The organism is Pseudomonas paralactis, from assembly GCF_001439735.1.
GTDB lineage: Bacteria > Pseudomonadota > Gammaproteobacteria > Pseudomonadales > Pseudomonadaceae > Aquipseudomonas > Aquipseudomonas paralactis.
The window spans coordinates 1-15,130 of sequence record NZ_JYLN01000017.1 but is presented as its reverse complement, the minus strand read 5'-3'; the positions used below and the strand labels follow the sequence as shown (position 1 = coordinate 15,130).

At 60.4% G+C, this 15,130-nt stretch carries 16 protein-coding genes and 1 pseudogene; 9 read left to right on the top strand and 8 right to left on the bottom strand.

Annotated elements, in window-relative coordinates:
* Positions 1 to 86 precede the first annotated feature (86 nt).
* The gene (locus TX23_RS25740; protein WP_057704597.1) at positions 87 to 686 is read right to left on the bottom strand and encodes a class I SAM-dependent methyltransferase; all 600 of its coding nucleotides are present in this window, start codon (positions 684 to 686) and stop codon (positions 87 to 89) included.
* A 99-nt stretch (positions 687 to 785) separates the two neighbouring features.
* Positions 786 to 866: pseudogene (locus tag TX23_RS28605) on the bottom strand (hypothetical protein); the annotation flags it as partial.
* 67 nt (positions 867 to 933) lie between these two features.
* Between TX23_RS28605 and TX23_RS25735 the strand changes: the two are divergent.
* Positions 934 to 1,707, top strand: a complete 774-nt coding sequence (locus TX23_RS25735; RefSeq protein WP_057704596.1) for a transporter substrate-binding domain-containing protein — start codon at positions 934 to 936, stop codon at positions 1,705 to 1,707.
* On the opposite strand, the gene cynR is transcribed toward TX23_RS25735, so the two are convergent.
* On the bottom strand, positions 1,682 to 2,548 hold the full coding sequence (cynR, locus tag TX23_RS25730; protein ID WP_057704595.1) for a transcriptional regulator CynR: 867 nt from the start codon (positions 2,546 to 2,548) through the stop codon (positions 1,682 to 1,684). The genes TX23_RS25735 and cynR overlap by 26 nt on opposite strands.
* A 112-nt stretch (positions 2,549 to 2,660) precedes the next feature.
* Between cynR and TX23_RS25725 the strand changes: the two genes are divergently transcribed.
* Genes TX23_RS25725 through TX23_RS25715 form a run of 3 tightly spaced genes read left to right on the top strand, consistent with a single transcriptional unit; the run spans position 2,661 to position 4,695 of the window.
* Entirely contained in the window at positions 2,661 to 3,302 is a 642-nt protein-coding gene (locus TX23_RS25725) for a carbonic anhydrase (RefSeq protein WP_057704594.1), read from the top strand.
* A 27-nt stretch (positions 3,303 to 3,329) separates the two neighbouring features.
* Positions 3,330 to 3,800 (top strand): cyanase, encoded by a 471-nt coding sequence (gene cynS / locus TX23_RS25720; protein WP_014717475.1) that lies wholly within the window; start codon positions 3,330 to 3,332, stop codon positions 3,798 to 3,800.
* A 55-nt stretch (positions 3,801 to 3,855) separates the two neighbouring features.
* Positions 3,856 to 4,695: a cache domain-containing protein gene (locus tag TX23_RS25715; protein WP_057704593.1), complete on the top strand. Its 840-nt coding sequence runs from the start codon at positions 3,856 to 3,858 to the stop codon at positions 4,693 to 4,695.
* Between the two features lie 138 nt (positions 4,696 to 4,833).
* Here the strand turns inward: TX23_RS25715 and TX23_RS25710 are convergent, their stop codons facing one another.
* Entirely contained in the window at positions 4,834 to 6,351 is a 1,518-nt protein-coding gene (locus TX23_RS25710; protein ID WP_057704629.1) for an MDR family MFS transporter, read from the bottom strand.
* Between the two features lie 66 nt (positions 6,352 to 6,417).
* Positions 6,418 to 7,602: a 4-hydroxybenzoate 3-monooxygenase gene (gene pobA, locus TX23_RS25705; RefSeq protein WP_407071395.1), complete on the bottom strand. Its 1,185-nt coding sequence runs from the start codon at positions 7,600 to 7,602 to the stop codon at positions 6,418 to 6,420.
* Between the two features lie 189 nt (positions 7,603 to 7,791).
* On the opposite strand from pobA, the gene TX23_RS25700 reads away from it, so the two are divergent.
* Positions 7,792 to 8,667 carry a helix-turn-helix domain-containing protein gene (locus TX23_RS25700; protein ID WP_057704591.1) on the top strand — a complete coding sequence of 292 codons (876 nt, stop codon included), beginning with the start codon at positions 7,792 to 7,794 and terminating at the stop codon, positions 8,665 to 8,667.
* On the opposite strand, the gene TX23_RS28595 is transcribed toward TX23_RS25700, so the two are convergent.
* Together TX23_RS28595 and TX23_RS25695 are read right to left on the bottom strand one after the other, a co-directional pair.
* Positions 8,660 to 8,839 carry a hypothetical protein gene (locus TX23_RS28595; RefSeq protein WP_003189580.1) on the bottom strand — a complete coding sequence of 60 codons (180 nt, stop codon included), beginning with the start codon at positions 8,837 to 8,839 and terminating at the stop codon, positions 8,660 to 8,662. The genes TX23_RS25700 and TX23_RS28595 overlap by 8 nt on opposite strands.
* 100 nt (positions 8,840 to 8,939) lie before the next feature.
* Positions 8,940 to 9,845 (bottom strand): LysR family transcriptional regulator, encoded by a 906-nt coding sequence (locus tag TX23_RS25695; RefSeq protein ID WP_057704590.1) that lies wholly within the window; start codon positions 9,843 to 9,845, stop codon positions 8,940 to 8,942.
* A gap of 105 nt (positions 9,846 to 9,950) precedes the next feature.
* Between TX23_RS25695 and TX23_RS25690 the strand changes: the two genes are divergently transcribed.
* The 4 genes from TX23_RS25690 to TX23_RS25675 all read left to right on the top strand — a co-directional run bounded on the left by TX23_RS25690 (position 9,951) and on the right by TX23_RS25675 (position 13,891).
* On the top strand, positions 9,951 to 10,817 hold the full coding sequence (locus TX23_RS25690) for an MBL fold metallo-hydrolase (RefSeq protein ID WP_057704589.1): 867 nt from the start codon (positions 9,951 to 9,953) through the stop codon (positions 10,815 to 10,817).
* Between the two features lie 34 nt (positions 10,818 to 10,851).
* Positions 10,852 to 11,466, top strand: a complete 615-nt coding sequence (locus TX23_RS25685; RefSeq protein WP_057704588.1) for an NAD(P)-dependent oxidoreductase — start codon at positions 10,852 to 10,854, stop codon at positions 11,464 to 11,466.
* Positions 11,467 to 11,624: 158 nt separating this feature from the next.
* A complete protein-coding gene (locus tag TX23_RS25680; protein ID WP_057704587.1) occupies positions 11,625 to 12,812 on the top strand; it encodes a cyanate transporter in 1,188 nt (395 codons plus the stop codon).
* A 137-nt stretch (positions 12,813 to 12,949) separates the two neighbouring features.
* Positions 12,950 to 13,891, top strand: a complete 942-nt coding sequence (locus TX23_RS25675) for a LysR family transcriptional regulator (RefSeq protein WP_057704586.1) — start codon at positions 12,950 to 12,952, stop codon at positions 13,889 to 13,891.
* 28 nt (positions 13,892 to 13,919) lie between these two features.
* On the opposite strand, the gene TX23_RS25670 is transcribed toward TX23_RS25675, so the two are convergent.
* Positions 13,920 to 14,840: a LysR substrate-binding domain-containing protein gene (locus tag TX23_RS25670; protein ID WP_057704585.1), complete on the bottom strand. Its 921-nt coding sequence runs from the start codon at positions 14,838 to 14,840 to the stop codon at positions 13,920 to 13,922.
* Positions 14,841 to 15,130: the final 290 nt, after the last annotated feature.

Genomic DNA, 15,130 nt, shown 5'->3' with positions numbered 1-15,130 from the left:
CGCCAAAGGCGCTTGCGAGCATCCGCAGTGCACACACCATCATGAAAACTCCGACAGGAGATAAAGAATAGTCCGACAGATGGGGGTTAGCCTCTCTTACGCAGGACGTACACACACCACAACTTGGAGCCCGGCAGGAATTCCTGGTAATTCAGGATCTTGAAGCCAGCCTGACGAAACTCCTGTTCTACCGACGTACCCACGCTTACGGAAACAATCACCGTGTCGCGGCTGACGCGGTGAAACTCGCGCAACAACAGGAGTCGCGCATCGCTGCTGGGCACATGGCGAAACAACTCCAGGCAGAAAATGCAGTCCACCGCATTGGCTGAAAGGCCAATCGAAAACGCCGAGCCCTGGAAGGTTTTGACACGCTTGAGCAACGTGCCCGGGTGATGGGTGCGCGCGTGGTCGAGCATGGCCTGGGAGTTGTCAGAGGCCAGGATCACCCGGTTGACGTGCTCGGCCAGGACCGGCCAGAACCGCCCCGAACCACAGGCCAGGTCAAGGATGAGCCCTGGCTCACCCGCGACCTTCAGTGCATGGCGAACCAGCCGCGCATCCCGCCACGCGGCCAGGCGCTGCAACAGCCTTGGCGGACGCGGATCACCGCAGACCCTGGCATGCTCACGGTCACAGCGCTCGGTGAATTCAGTCTCGATGGGGGATGGAGGTTGTGGCGACATCACGGGCTCATGTGGGTAAAACGGTAGTGAACGACCTTGATTCACAGCTTAACCACTGCAACGTGAAAAAAAGGTCGAAAGCCGCCACCGTAAACTCCGTCACGCCTGATGCAGGTACCAACGCCAATCCTGCTCGCCGACCTCGCCCATGAACTGGCGATATTCGGCACGTTTAACCGCACCTTGCCACCCTGCTCCACGCTGGAAATAATAAGCCCCCCCGACCGTGCCCCAAGGACTCGACCCCATGAAAGCGCCTCTGGCCCTCTGCGTGCTGGCAAGCCTGACCAACATCGCCCAGGCCGACACTGCCCCGTCCCGTCTTGACGATGTGATCCAGCGCGGCACCCTGACCGTTTGCACCACGGGCGACTACAAGCCCTATACCTCGTTGCGCGCCGATGGCGGTTATGAGGGCATTGATATTGCCATGGCCGAATCCCTGGCCAAGAGCCTCAACGCCACGATCAAGTGGGTGCCCACCACCTGGAAAACGTTGATGCCGGACTTCCTCGCCCAGCGCTGCGACATTGCCGTGGGCGGGATTTCCGTGTCGTTGGAGCGGCAGAAAAAGGCGTTCTTCAGCCAATCCCTCGGGGTCGACGGCAAGATCCCGCTGGTGCGTTGCGCCGATGTGCAGCGTTATCAGACGGTTGAGCAGATCAACCAGCCCCAGGTGCGAGTGATCGAGCCGGCAGGTGGCACCAATGAAGTGTTTGCCCGTGCCCACCTGGGCCAGACGCAGATTCGTCTGCATGACAACGTGACGATTTTTGATGAGCTGCTGGCGGGCAAGGCCGATGTGATGATTACCGATGCCAGCGAGGCGCGGTATCAGCAGAAGCTCAAGCCTGGGTTGTGTGCGGTCAACCCTGAGCGGCCGATGCAGTACAGTGAAAAAGCCTTCCTGCTGCCCCGCGATGATGTGGCCTGGAAGAGCTATGTGGATCAGTGGTTGCACCTGAGTGTGGCGACGGGTGTGTATGGGGGTGTTGTCAGTCAGTGGTTGGCTGCGCCTTGATCAACTCGACGAATGCCCTGCACGCGGCGCTGCGGTAGGCGCCCTTGCGGCTCAATAATGCGGCAGTACGCTGCGGCAGCGGTGGGTCGATGATCACTGCGCGCAGCCCCCTCTGCGCCTCGGCCAGGGCTTGGGGCAGGACGGTCGCCAGTGGCGTGTTGCGCACGATTTCGATGATTGCGCTGATGGAGTTGGCTTGCATGGCGATGCGGGGTTTCACACCTTGCCGGCGGCAGTAGTCATCGATATGGCGGCGGGTGGCGAAGCCGGTGTTCAGCAGCACCAGGGGTTGTTCAAGCCAAACAAGTCGACTTGATTGAGGATGGTTGGCACCGACCACTACGCTCAGTTGTTCGACAAACAGCGCCTCGCACTCAATGTCCGGCCCATGCTCGCCGGTAAATCCGATGCCAATATCCAGCAGGTCCTCACCCAGGGCGGCTTCGATGCGGTCCTGGGTCAATTCTTCGATGCTCAGGGTAATGCCCGGATACAGCCGGTTGAAGCGCGCCAGCAATGGCCCGATCAGGTAGGCGGTAAAGGTCGGCGTCATGGCCAGGCGCAAGTGCCCGCGGCTGAGGTCTTGCACATCGTGCATGGCGCGGCTGCCAGCCTCCAGATCCTGCAAGGCCAGGCGCGCAAAGCGCACGTAGGCTTGCCCCGCATCGGTCAGGCTGATGCTGCGCCCGGAACGGTCGAGCAGTGGCGCGCCGAGGCTTTCTTCCAGTTGCCTGATCTGTTGTGACAGGGTCGGCTGCGACACATGCAGCGCTTCGGCGGCGCGGGTGAAGTTGCGGTGCTCGGCAACGGCGAGCAAGTAACGGATATGACGCAGCAGCATCGGCAATGCTCCAACTATAGGCATGACTTATAGAGATCATCATAAACCGGTCTTGGACGCTATAGCCGAAAACTTCCATCCTTGCCCCATCAGCGACGCAAGGAGAACCACCATGCAGCATCTCATCGATGGCTTTCGCAAATTTCAACGTGAAGCCTTTTCCCCACGCAGCGACTTGTTCAAGCACCTGGCGACCACACAAAACCCCGGCACCTTGTTTGTGTCCTGCTCCGACAGCCGTGTTGTCCCGGAGCTTCTGACCCAGCAGGAACCCGGTGATCTGTTCGTGATCCGCAATGCCGGCAACATCGTGCCGTCCTACGGCCCGGAGCCGGGCGGTGTGTCGGCCACCGTCGAATATGCAGTGGCGGTACTGGGGGTCAGCGACATCGTGATTTGCGGGCATTCGGACTGCGGCGCCATGACTGCGATCTCCACCTGCAAGTGCCTGGACCATCTGCCGGCCGTGGCCAACTGGTTGCGCCATGCCGAGTCGGCCAAGGTGATCAATGCCTCCCGTACGCATACCTCGGACGCTGCACGCCTGGATTCGTTGGTGCGCGAAAACGTGGTCGCCCAATTGGCTAATCTCAAGACTCACCCCAGCGTTGCCCTGGCCCTGGAACAAGGCCGGGTGAACCTGCACGGCTGGGTGTACGACATCGAAACCGGCGGCATCGACGCGCTGGACGGACGCAGCGGGCGCTTCGTCTCCCTGCTTGAGCATCCAACCACCCGCGCCCACGCTGCCTGAACCTTATCCACCCAAGAGGACATCACCATGTTGCAATCCCAATTCGCGCAAACCCCACGCCTGGCCCTGGCCGATACCGTTATCGACCTCAAGGCGCGCAAAAATCTGTCATGGCAGGACCTCACCGACGGCACCGGCCTGAGCCTGGCGTTCGTCACCGCCGCCCTGCTCGGCCAGCACCCATTGCCCAAGGAGGCGGCCGACATCGTGTGCGGCAAACTCGGCCTCGACGAGGATGCCAGCCGCCTGCTGCAAAGCGTCCCACTGCGCGGCAGCTTCCCAAGCGGTGTGCCGACTGACCCGACCATGTACCGTTTCTACGAAATGCTGCAGGTCTACGGCTCTACCCTGAAAGCCCTGGTGCATGAGCAATTCGGCGACGGCATCATCAGCGCGATTAACTTCAAGCTGGACATCAAGAAAGTCGAAGACCCGGACGGCGGCTCCCGTGCGGTCATCACCCTGGACGGCAAATACCTGCCAACCAAACCCTTCTGATTCCCGAGCAACCGTCTACGCTCTTGTCACACCAACAAGATCGAGGGACGGGTATATGAACACACTGCTCCGACTCACCTGGCTGCTGCTGTTGTGTTGCAGCCAGGTGCATGCCGCAACGGCTCAGGAAGCGGATGCCCAGGCCGCCAAGGCCCTACTGGAAAAAGCCTTGGCGTATTACCAGCAACACGGTGACAAGGCCTTTGCGGCCTTCAGTCGCCAGGGCGAATTCATCGACCAGGACCGCTACGTCTTCGTGGTCGATACCCAGGGCGTGCTGCTGGCCAGTGGCGGGCCCTCCTCCGCGCTGATCGGTCGCGACGTATCGGAGGTACTCGGGCCGGATTTGCGTCAATCGTTCAAGGAAGCACTCAAGGTCCCCGAAAGCCAGGGTATCCAGCAGGCTGATTATCGCTGGCAAAACTGGAATGACGGCAAGGTCGAACACAAGCATGTGTTTTATCAGCGGGTAGGCAAACGCATCCTGGCGGTGGGTTATTACCTGCCACGCGCCACGCCGGAACAGGCACGGGCGCTGCGTAACAAGGCAGTGGATGCGCTGGTGAAAGATGAAACCGGCACCCTCAAGGCAATCAACTCATTGCAGGGCGGCTTCCTGCAGGATGACCTGTATGTATTCGTGGTCGACCTGGATACGCGGCGTTACGTGGCACACGGCACCCACTTGCGCCTGATAAATACCGACTTCGCCAAGATCAAGGACCCGGACGGCAAACCGGTGGGTGAGCCGATTCTCAAGATGATGGCCGAGCAGGACCAGGGGGAATACAAGTACCGCTGGAAAAACCCGGTGACCGGCAAGGTCGAGAACAAACATGCCTATGTGCGCAAAAGCGGGCATTTCATGGTTGCGGTCGGGTATTACAGCCCCTGATCCGTTGGCTTTTTGTAGGAGCGAGCTTGCTCGCGAAAAACTCAAAGGCGCCGCGTTCACTCAGAAAGCCCGCGTTATCGTTGACGTTCTTCGCGAGCAAGCTCGCTCCTACAGAGGGCGATGTACTGTTAGTCGCAATTATCGAGCCTTATCCTCACGGCCGCGCAGTACCCGGTTGGGCATCACTAGCGCCGCCGCCAACCCCAACAGCGACACCGCCGCACTCACCATCAGCAAATGCCGAAACGTCACCGCCAACTCGCCGCGCAACGCATCCTGCGCCGAGCCGGGTGCTGCGTTGAGACCGTCGAGCAGCACGTTGCCGGAACTGCCTTCGGCCACCAGTGCGCCGCTGGCCAGGTGGGCGAAACTGGAGTCGTGCAACAGCGCCAGCAGCAGTGCCGACATGCAGGCCACCCCCACCGCCCCGCCCAGGGAACGAAACAGATTGGTGGTGCTGGTAGCGACGCCGATGTCCCGTTGTTCCACCGAGTTCTGCGTACCCACCAGCGAGGTCGGGAACTGCATACCGGCGGCGATGCCGCACAACAGCATGAATACGCTGGTGAGCAGCAACGCCTGGGGCGCGCTGTAGGCCATGCCGAGAATCGCCAGCGGGCTCAACAACGCGCCACTTAAGATCATCGGTTTGTAACGACCAGTCACCGAGGTCATGCGCCCGGCAAAATAAGCGCCCATCGGCAACCCCATCGCCAGCGGCAGCAGGTGCAAGGCTGCGCTGTCGGCACCTGAACCGGTCACGCTCTGGTAACGCAGGGGCATCAGCACGCTCAGGGAAATCGCCTGGAAGCTGGTGATAAAAATCGTGCACCAGCACAACACCGCACTGCGGTTGGCGAACAGGTGCATCGGCAGTAACGGCTCACGGGCGCGGCGTTCGTGCCACACAAACACACTCAACGCCAGCAGCGCGCAGGCCAGCAACCCCAGCACTTGAGCGTCACGCCAATGATGGCCCTGGCCGATTTCGGTGATGCCCAGCAACAAGGCGGTGAGGCCGATGATCATCAGCACCGTGCCGAGGTAATCAATGATCGGCTTGCGCTGTGGCACCGGCAGCCCCACCAGGGTGCGATGGGCCACGTACCAGGCGCCGGCGCCCAGCGGCAGGTTGATCAAAAACACCCAGCGCCACGACAAGTACTCGGTCATGTAACCGCCCAACACCGGCCCGGCCACGCTGGCCACCGCGTACATGCTGCTGAAATAGCCCTGGTACCGCCCACGTTCGCGAGGGGGGATGATGTCGCCGATGATCGCCTGACTCACCGAAATCATCCCGCCGGCACCGATGCCCTGGAGAATTCGCGCCAGCACCAATTGCTCCATGCTTTGCGCCATGCCACAAAACAGCGACGCCAGGGTGAACAGGCCCATGCCGATCAGCATCATGGGCCGGCGCCCATACAGATCGCCAAGCTTGCCGTAGATCGGCACCGCCACGGTCATCGCCACCATATAGCCGGAAATCACCCAGGCCAGCAGGTTGACGTCATGAAATTGCGCGGAAATGGCCGGCATGGACACCGCGACAATGGTCTGGTCCAGGGCACCAAGGAAGATCGCCATCATCAGCGCAGCAAGAATGCTGCGCACGGCGGGAACGGTTGGGGCGGGTTGATTGAGGTGAGTCACGGCAGAACCTTCGAGCAAGGCCCGCGGGACAAAATCGCCCGCAGGAATGCTCGATACGATAGCAGGCTATTCGATAGGCTCGTACGCAAGCCCGACGTAATTTTCTGCGATGGTTTTGCGCCCGGCGTCCGAGTGAATGAAATAGTCCAGCTCGCTCTCGGCAATGCGCCGGCTGAAGGCATCCGCCTGGGGAAACTCATGCAGCATCGAGGTCATCCACCAGGAAAACCGCTCGGCTTTCCACACCCGGCGCAGGCAGATCGCCGAGTACTGTTGCAGCAAGTCCAGGCGCCCTTCGCGATACACCTTGAGCAAAATCCGGAACAACGTGCTCACGTCACTGGCCGCCAGGTTCAACCCCTTGGCGCCGGTGGGCGGGACGATATGTGCGGCATCACCAAGCAGGAACAGGCGCCCGTACTGCATGGGCTCCACCACGAAGCTGCGCAGCGGCGCGATACTTTTTTCAATCGATGGGCCGGTCACCAACTGCTGCACCAATGAAGCGGGCAAGCGGGTTTTCAGCTCATCCCAGAAACGATCATCCGACCAATCCTCCACGGCCTCGTCCTGCGGCACTTGCAGGTAATAACGGCTGCGCGTCGGGGAGCGCATACTGCACAGGGCAAAACCCCGTGGATGTTTGGCGTATACCAGCTCGGCGTGTACCGGCGGCGTATCGGCAAGCACCCCCAGCCAACCGAAGGGATAGACCCGTTCGAATACCTTCAACGCCTCTGCCGGAATCGATTGCCGGGCGATGCCATGGAAACCATCGCACCCGGCGATGTAATCGCACTCCAGGCGATAGGCTTGGCCTTGATGGTTGAACGTCAGCCAGGGTCGATCAGTTTTCAGATCATGGGGCTGAACATCGCACGCTTCGTACAGGGTGGTAGCGCCGGCGGCTGCGCGGGCGGCCATCAGGTCGCGGGTGACTTCGGTCTGGCCGTAGATCATCACCGACTGGCCACCGGTCAATGCCTTGAGATCGATGGGAACACGTTGGCCGTTAAGCGCAATATCAAAGCCGGTGTGCACCAACCCTTCAGTGTCCATGCGTTGGCTCACCCCGGCCTCACGCAAGAGCTCGACCATACCCTGCTCCAACACACCGGCGCGGATGCGCCCTTGCACGTAATCGGCGCTCTGTCGCTCTAGAACAAGGGTTTGAATGCCCGCGTTGTGCAGCAATTGGCCGAGCAGCAATCCAGACGGACCGGCACCAATAATGGCGACTTGAGTTTTCAGGGTTTTCATTATTTTTATGGCCTTCACGCTTGACCCGAACGTATCGAGTGAAAGAGTTGTCAGTGGACTTGTGGCTGACATTTTTCACTTGAGCGAACCGCATAAGAAGGTGAAAACTGCTTCAAAGCCTGTGCTTTTCGCCAATCGGGGCGATTACCGAACCATTATCCTGAGTATCGGATTGAAACCATGACCAAAACCGCGATTCCGGTCTTCAAGCTTTACGGGGAAAGCCAGCAGTGGCCGACGCCCGATTTGTTGCACTGCGAAACCATTTCCCGGCGCAGTCGGGAATACCAGTGGGAAATCCAGCCCCACCGGCACGCGGATCTGTGCCAGCTGCTGTATGTGCACAAAGGCCAGGCTCAACTGGAAATCGAAGGCCAGCGCACCACCCTCAATGAAGCGAGCCTGCAAGTGCTACCGCCACTGTGCGTGCATGGCTTTCGTTTTTCCGAAGATGTGCAGGGTTACGTGTTGACCCTTTCGGCGCCGCTGGTCAGTCATTTGCAGGCGCAACTGGGCGCCACAGTCGACGGTCTGCAAACCCTGGGCAGTTATCCGGCAGGCAAGGACAGCGACTACTTGAACAACCTGTTCGCCCGCTTGCAGGACGAATACGCCGATGATCAACCGGCACGGGACATGATGTTGCACGCGCTGGTCAGCGTGTTGCTGGTGTGGGTCAGCCGCCAGGCGATTCAGCGCCGCCATCCAAGGGCGCCGCGTGGTCGCGAGTATTTTCGCCGGTTCACTCAACTGGTCGAGCAACACTATCGCGAGCACCCCAAGATTGAAGACCTGGCCCACAAGCTGGGCATCTCGGTCTCACACTTGAACGGGACTTGTCGGGAGTTGGGCGGGCAGCCGGCGTTGCAGATCATGCATGACCGCCAGTTGCTGGAAGCCAAGCGTTTGTTGACCTACACCAGCATGACCATCAATGAGATGTCCGAGGTGCTGGGCTTTTCCGACCCGACCAACTTCTCGCGCCTGTTTCGGCGCAGGGTCGGGTTTTCACCCAAGGCGTTTCGCGAGCAATTGAAGGCCGAGCAGCCTACCTGAGCGCGCTGAAACTGCCGGTGCGGGGAACGCATTGATCTTGGTGGCAACTGATGGCGAATGCCGCCGGTTGCATGCGTGTTTGTTCGACGCGATAGGCGGCTGTCCCGTACAACGCAGTCGCCAATGCGCAGAGGGTGAAAATCGTCAGGTACTTTCTGGTTTTGATACTCATGGCACAGACCTCTGAACGGATCTACACGGCGCTGTTTAAAGCATAGGTCAGTCAGCGCAAGTTGCCATGATTGGCTGCCATTCAGCGCGTTTATATCGCCTTAAAGCCCGACGTCCCACGCGGGCGCTTCGGGAAACCGCAGCACCAGAAAATCCAGCAGGCTGCGCAGCGCCGAGGGCATGTGCTTGCGCGAGGCGTACACCGCGTAGATGTTCATCTGCCGGGGCTCTGCGGCGGGCAGCAAGCGCACCAGTTCACCACTGCGGATCAGGTCACCGGCCTGATAACTGGGAAGCATCGCCACCCCTGCCCCGGCCAGGGTGATACGCAATAGCGTGCTGGCCTCGTTGGCGGTGATATTGCCGTGCACCGGCACCGACACGTGCTCGCCCTGTTCTTCGAAATGCCACAGGCTCTTGCCGAAGTAGGAGTGGGTCAGGCAGTTGTGCCGGGCCAGGTCTTCGACTTTCTGCGGCGCCGGATGCTCTCGCAGATAGGCCGGTGTGGCGCATACCACCGAGCGGCACACGGTCAAGCGTCGGGCGATCAGGTTGGGGTCCAGATCATTGCTGGTGCGGATCGCCAGGTCGATGCGTTCATCCACCAGGTTCACCGTGCGATCGAGCATCTGCAAATCCACCGTCACCAACGGGTAGCGCTTGACGTACTCGGCAATGGCCGCGCCCAGCTGCGCCTGGCCGAACGAGGTGCTGACGCTCAGGCGCAACAAGCCCCGGGGTGCGTCATCCGGCTCGCTGACGGCGGCCTGCATATCGCCGCATAACTCCAGCAATTGCCGACAGCGCGGCAGGGTTTCGCTCCCGGCAGCGGTGAGGCTGAGCTTGCGCGTGGTGCGGTGCAGCAGGCGCGCGCCGACCCAGTCTTCCAGCTCGGCCAGGTAGCGCGAGACCACCGGGCGCGACAGGTCCAGATGATCGGCGGCGGCAGACTGGCTGCCCAGGTCCACCACAGTAACAAACACGCGCATTGCTTGAAGACGATCCATGATCTGCCCGATTTCAGAAACAAACTATGTCCCAGCATCGCATTTTTTGTGGTGTTTTATGCAACTAAGCTCTATCCACCCCTTACCAATGGCAGGAGCTGCCCGATGTTCTCGACCTTCAAACGCTTGACCCTGGCCACTGCCGCCCTGGCCTTCGCCGCGCACGCAGCAGCCGCAGAACTGAAACTGGACGTGTACAACCCAGGCGAAGCGGCGATCTTTCCCGTCAGCTCGGTGCTGGTCAGCGGTGCCAAAGACGCGATCCTGGTGGATGCCCAGTTCGGCAAAGGCCAGGCCGAGCAACTGGTGCAGAAGATCCGCGCCAGCGGCAAACACCTGACCACCATCTATATCAGCCATGGCGACCCGGACTACTACTTCGGCCTCGACACCCTGACCGCCGCCTTCCCCGACGCCAAGGTGCTGGCGCCGCAACCGGTGGTCGACCATATCAACGCCACCGTCGCCGGCAAGCTGGAATTCTGGGGCCCGAAAATGGGCGCCGACAAACCCGCCAAGACCGTCGTGCCCCAGGTGCTGCAGGGCCACAGCCTGACCCTTGAAGGGCAACAGCTGGAAGTGATCGGTCTGGACGGCCCGCAGCCGGATCGCAGCTTTGTGTGGATCCCGTCGATCAAAGCCGTGGTCGGTGGTGTGGTGGTCGCCGAAAACATTCACCTGTGGATGGCTGACACTCAGAGCGCGCAATCCCATAAAGACTGGCTGAGCACCCTTGAGCGTATTGAAAGCTTGAAGCCACAAACCGTGATCCCTGGCCACTACCTGGGCACCCCATCACTGGCCTCGGTGAAATTTACCGCCGACTACATCAAGGCCTTCGACATCGAAACCGCCAAGGCCAAGGATTCCGCCGCCCTGATCGCGGCCATGAAACAGCGTTACCCCACCCTCGCCGACGAAAGCTCGCTGGAACTGAGCGCCAAAGTCGCCAAGGGCGAAATGAAGTGGTGATTGGCTTTAAACCCTAACCCTGATGGAGAACGTCATGAGCAAAATCGCAATCATTGGTGCTACCGGCCGTGCCGGTAGCCAACTGCTGGAAGAAGCCCTGCGCCGTGGGCATACCGTCACCGCCATCGCCCGCAATACCGAAAAGCTGGGCGTACGCCCGGGTGTCACGGCCAAACAGGTCGACGCCCTGGACGCACAAGCGTTGCAACACGCCATCAGCGGCAGCGATGTGGTGATCAGCGCCGCGCACTTCGCCACCTTGCCGGCCAGCGCCGTGATCGGCCCGGTGAAAAAGGCCGGGGTCAAACGCCTGCTGGTGGTGGGTGGTGCGGGTTCGCTGTTGCTGCCAGACGGCAGCCGCGTCATCGACAGCCCAGGTTTCCCGGCAGAGTACAAGGCCGAAGCCGGTGCCGGGGCTGAGTTCCTGGAAACGCTACGCCAGGAACAGGAATTGGATTGGACGTTCCTGTCGCCCTCGGCGCTGTTCGACGGAACCGAGCGTACCGGCAAATTCCGCCTGGGCCAGGATGACCTGCTGGTGAGCAGTGACGGTAACAGCTCGATCAGCTTTGCCGACTACGCCATCGCCATGATCGACGAGGTCGAAACACCGAAACACTCGCGTCAGCGCTTCACCGTTGGCTACTGACACGCCGCGGTAAAAATGTGGGGGGGCTTGCCTCCTCCCACATTTTGATCGGCGGTGCGTCAATCATCTGTGATTTTTAGATAGCCCCAACGACTTTCTGATTTGCTCCATTCCCCCCTGCATGGCCTGATTCGCCCTTGTCCCATCAAGGCAGGCCCATGGAAAACGTTCAAGTAAAACCCACCACCGCCGTATGGCTGATGATCAGCGTGGTGCTGGTCGCCCTTAACCTGCGCCCGTCGATGGCGGCTGTGGGGCCGTTATTGTCGTCGATTCGCGTGGATGTGCCGTTGAGTTTCAGCAGCGCCGCCTTGCTGACCATGTTGCCGGTCATGGCCATGGGCCTGGCGATGTTTTTTGGCATGGGCCTGGCCAAGCGCCTGGGCGAGCATCGCAGTATTGTGCTGTCGCTGCTGGTGATTGGGCTGGCGACGTTATCGCGCCTGTTCCTGGATTCGGCGCTGGAGCTGATCGTCAGCGCAATTGCCGCAGGGGTGGGTATTGCGCTGATTCAGGCGTTGATGCCGACGCTGATCAAGTCGCGATTCAGCTCCGACGTTTCGCTGTTCATGGGCCTGTATGTGACGGCGATTATGGGCGGCGCTGCGCTGGCGGCATCACTCTCGCCTCTGGTGCAAGTGCGCACCGGCAGCTGGCGTATCGGCCTGGCGATCTGGGCAGCGCTGGCGCTGTTGGCGCTGGTGTTCTGGTATGCGCAGCGTTCAGTTTTGCCACCCTTGCCGCAAGCCGGTTCGACCCCCCGCGAGTCATTTTTCAGCAATCGTCGCGCGTGGCTGTTGGCGATCTTTTTTGGCCTCGGCACGGCGTCCTACACCTGTGTACTGGCGTGGCTGGCGCCGTACTACGTCGAACAGGGCTGGAGCGAGCAGAACGCCGGATTGCTGTTGGGTTTGCTGACCGCCATGGAGGTCATCTCCGGCCTGGTCACCCCGGCCATCGCCAACCGGCGCCAGGATAAACGCGGCGTGATTGCGGGGCTGCTGGTGCTGATTATTCTCGGGTTCTGCGGCCTGATCCTGAGCCCGCAACACTGGAGCCTGCTATGGCCTTGCCTGCTCGGCCTGGGTATTGGCGGGCTGTTTCCCATGAGCCTGATTGTGTCTCTGGACCACCTCGACAACCCACGGCGCGCCGGTAGCCTGACCGCGTTTGTACAGGGCATCGGTTACCTGATTGCCGGGGTGTCGCCCTTGATTGCCGGAGTGATCCGCGACCAGCTGGGCAGCTTTGAAGGAGCCTGGTGGTCGCTGACAGCGGTGACTGCGGTGATGCTGTTGATGGTCCTGCGCTTCAACCCCCGGCATTACGTACGACATATTCGCTGACGTCGTATTACAAACAGTATTTGTCCCCCACAAAACATTGAAGGGTCCTACAGAGCTTTCTATTGGTACGAGCGTTCCGTTAACATTTTGCTCAGTCTTGTACTGAGTTCGGTACAAAGGGTTTACGGACGAAACCGATGCTAAACAGTAACTCGCTCAGAAAGCTCGATATGCAGGATTTGATGGTGTTTATCGCCGTCTATGACCAGAGCAGCGTTACTGATGTGTCCGAAACGCTGTTCGTCAGCCAGTCCACGGTGAGCTACAGCCTGAAAAAGTTGCGTACCAGCTTTGAGGATGAGCTGTTTATCAACACGCGAGCCGGTATGCGTCCGACGTACAAGGCCACCACCATGTACGGGCATGTGCAGAAGATCCTGGAAAGCATCAACCTATGCCACGCCGGCGGCCAGGCCTTTGACCCGACCCAACAGGCGGTGACCTTCAATGTGTGCGCCCCGGAATACTTCGAGCAATTGATCCTGCCGCGTCTGTTGAAGCACTTCGACCATGCCGACCTGCCGGTGATCGTCAATGTGCAGAAGCTGGAAGCCGACATTCCCGTCGATGACCTGCGTGAAGGCCGCCTCGACCTGGTGATCTGCTTCGGCCCGCACTTTCATCGCACCCATAAAGACTTCAAGACCCAGATGCTGCTGGAAGATGACCTGGTCTGTGTGTGCGACCAGCGCTCGGCCCCCAGGGAACCGGCGTTCAGCCTGCAATCCTTCGTCGAGCGGCGTCACGTGTTCCCCACACCGTGGACATCGGACACCAATATGATCGACGGCTGGCTCGCACGTCAGGCGCGCAAGCGCCAGGTGATTGCGCGGGCCAACAGCTACAGCGCGGCGTTGAAGATGATTGCAGGCACCGACTTCATCGTCACCCTGCCACGCCGCGTGCAGAAGTTACTGGCGCCGACGCCGGGGTTCGGTGTGTGCGAAGCGCCCAACGGTTTGCCGGGGTTCACCCTGGATATGCACTGGAACGAAACCAATGGGCAAGACAGCGCCAATATTTGGTTTCGTGAGCAAGTGGTGAGGGTGTGTGAGGAACAGCTGCAAGCGGCAAGTTGAAAGCGCCAAGCAGTCTCTACAGTTGCTTTCAGCTTGGCGCCGGGAGCTTGTCGCTCATGAACGCCTCCAGCCGCGAACGCATCCAGCGCTCCGCCGGGTCGGTGTCGACGTGGCTGAGCCAGACCATCGACAAGTCCAGGGTCGGGGTTTGAAACGGGAACGGCTCGCAGAACAGATTCCCGCTGGCGGCCATGGCCTGGGCGGTATAGTCCGGCAGGCTGGCGATCATGTCGGTGCCGGCGAGCAAGGCCGGCAGCGAGCTGTATTGCGGCACCGACAGCACCACATGGCGCTTGCGGCCGACTTCGGCCAACCACTCATCGGCAAAACCGGCCACGTTGGCGGTGTGGGACACCAGCACATGGGGCCGTGAGCAATATTCGTCGAGGGTCAGCGGCGTGTCCGAGGCATCGGCACGCAGCAGGCAGGGGCGGATATGCCGCAGCAGCTTGCGCTTGGCATTTGCCGGCAGGCCGCGAGTCTGGGTGATGCCCACGGTGATATCGCCGGACGCCAGCAGGTCGGGAATGCGCCAATAATCCACATGCTGCACCACAAACACCACCTGCGGCGCTTCCTGGCGCAAGGCACGCAGCAAGGGCGGCAACAGGCCGAACTCAACGTCATCGGAGAGGCCGATGCGAAAGGTCATGGTGCTGATGGACGGATCAAAATCATGGGTCAGGCTCAGGGCCGATGACAAGGAATCCAGGGCCGGCGACAGGTGCTGGATGATTTCCTCGGCTCGTGCCGTGGGTTCCATGCGATGGCCGACGCGAATGAACAACGGATCGTTGAACAAAGTGCGCAGGCGATTGAGGGCCGAGCTGATGGTTGGCTGGCCGAGAAACAGCTTCTCCGCCACCCGCGTCACATTGCGCTCAAGCATCAGCGCTTCGAAGACCACCATCAGGTTGATGTCGGCCTTGCGTAGTTCATTGCGATTCATCGGCGCCCACCCCTCTCCCCAAGACAAGCCGCAGTTTAGAAAGGCCACGGGGCTGCGTCTATGTGCGCGCGGTTCATCGGGCGGTTAATCAGCGCTTGAGGGTTATGTAAGCCTCACAAAACAACTGTGGGAACGGGCCAGTCAGTTAAGCGTACATCGCCCTCTGTAATTAGATGGACTCGCCCAAGCCGAGGCGTCTATGCGCCACGGTGGCATTCTTATAGAAGCCAACGACAGCGAGGGCGAGCCCATGAAAAAGCATACGACGATCAATCAGTCTTTGTCAGCCG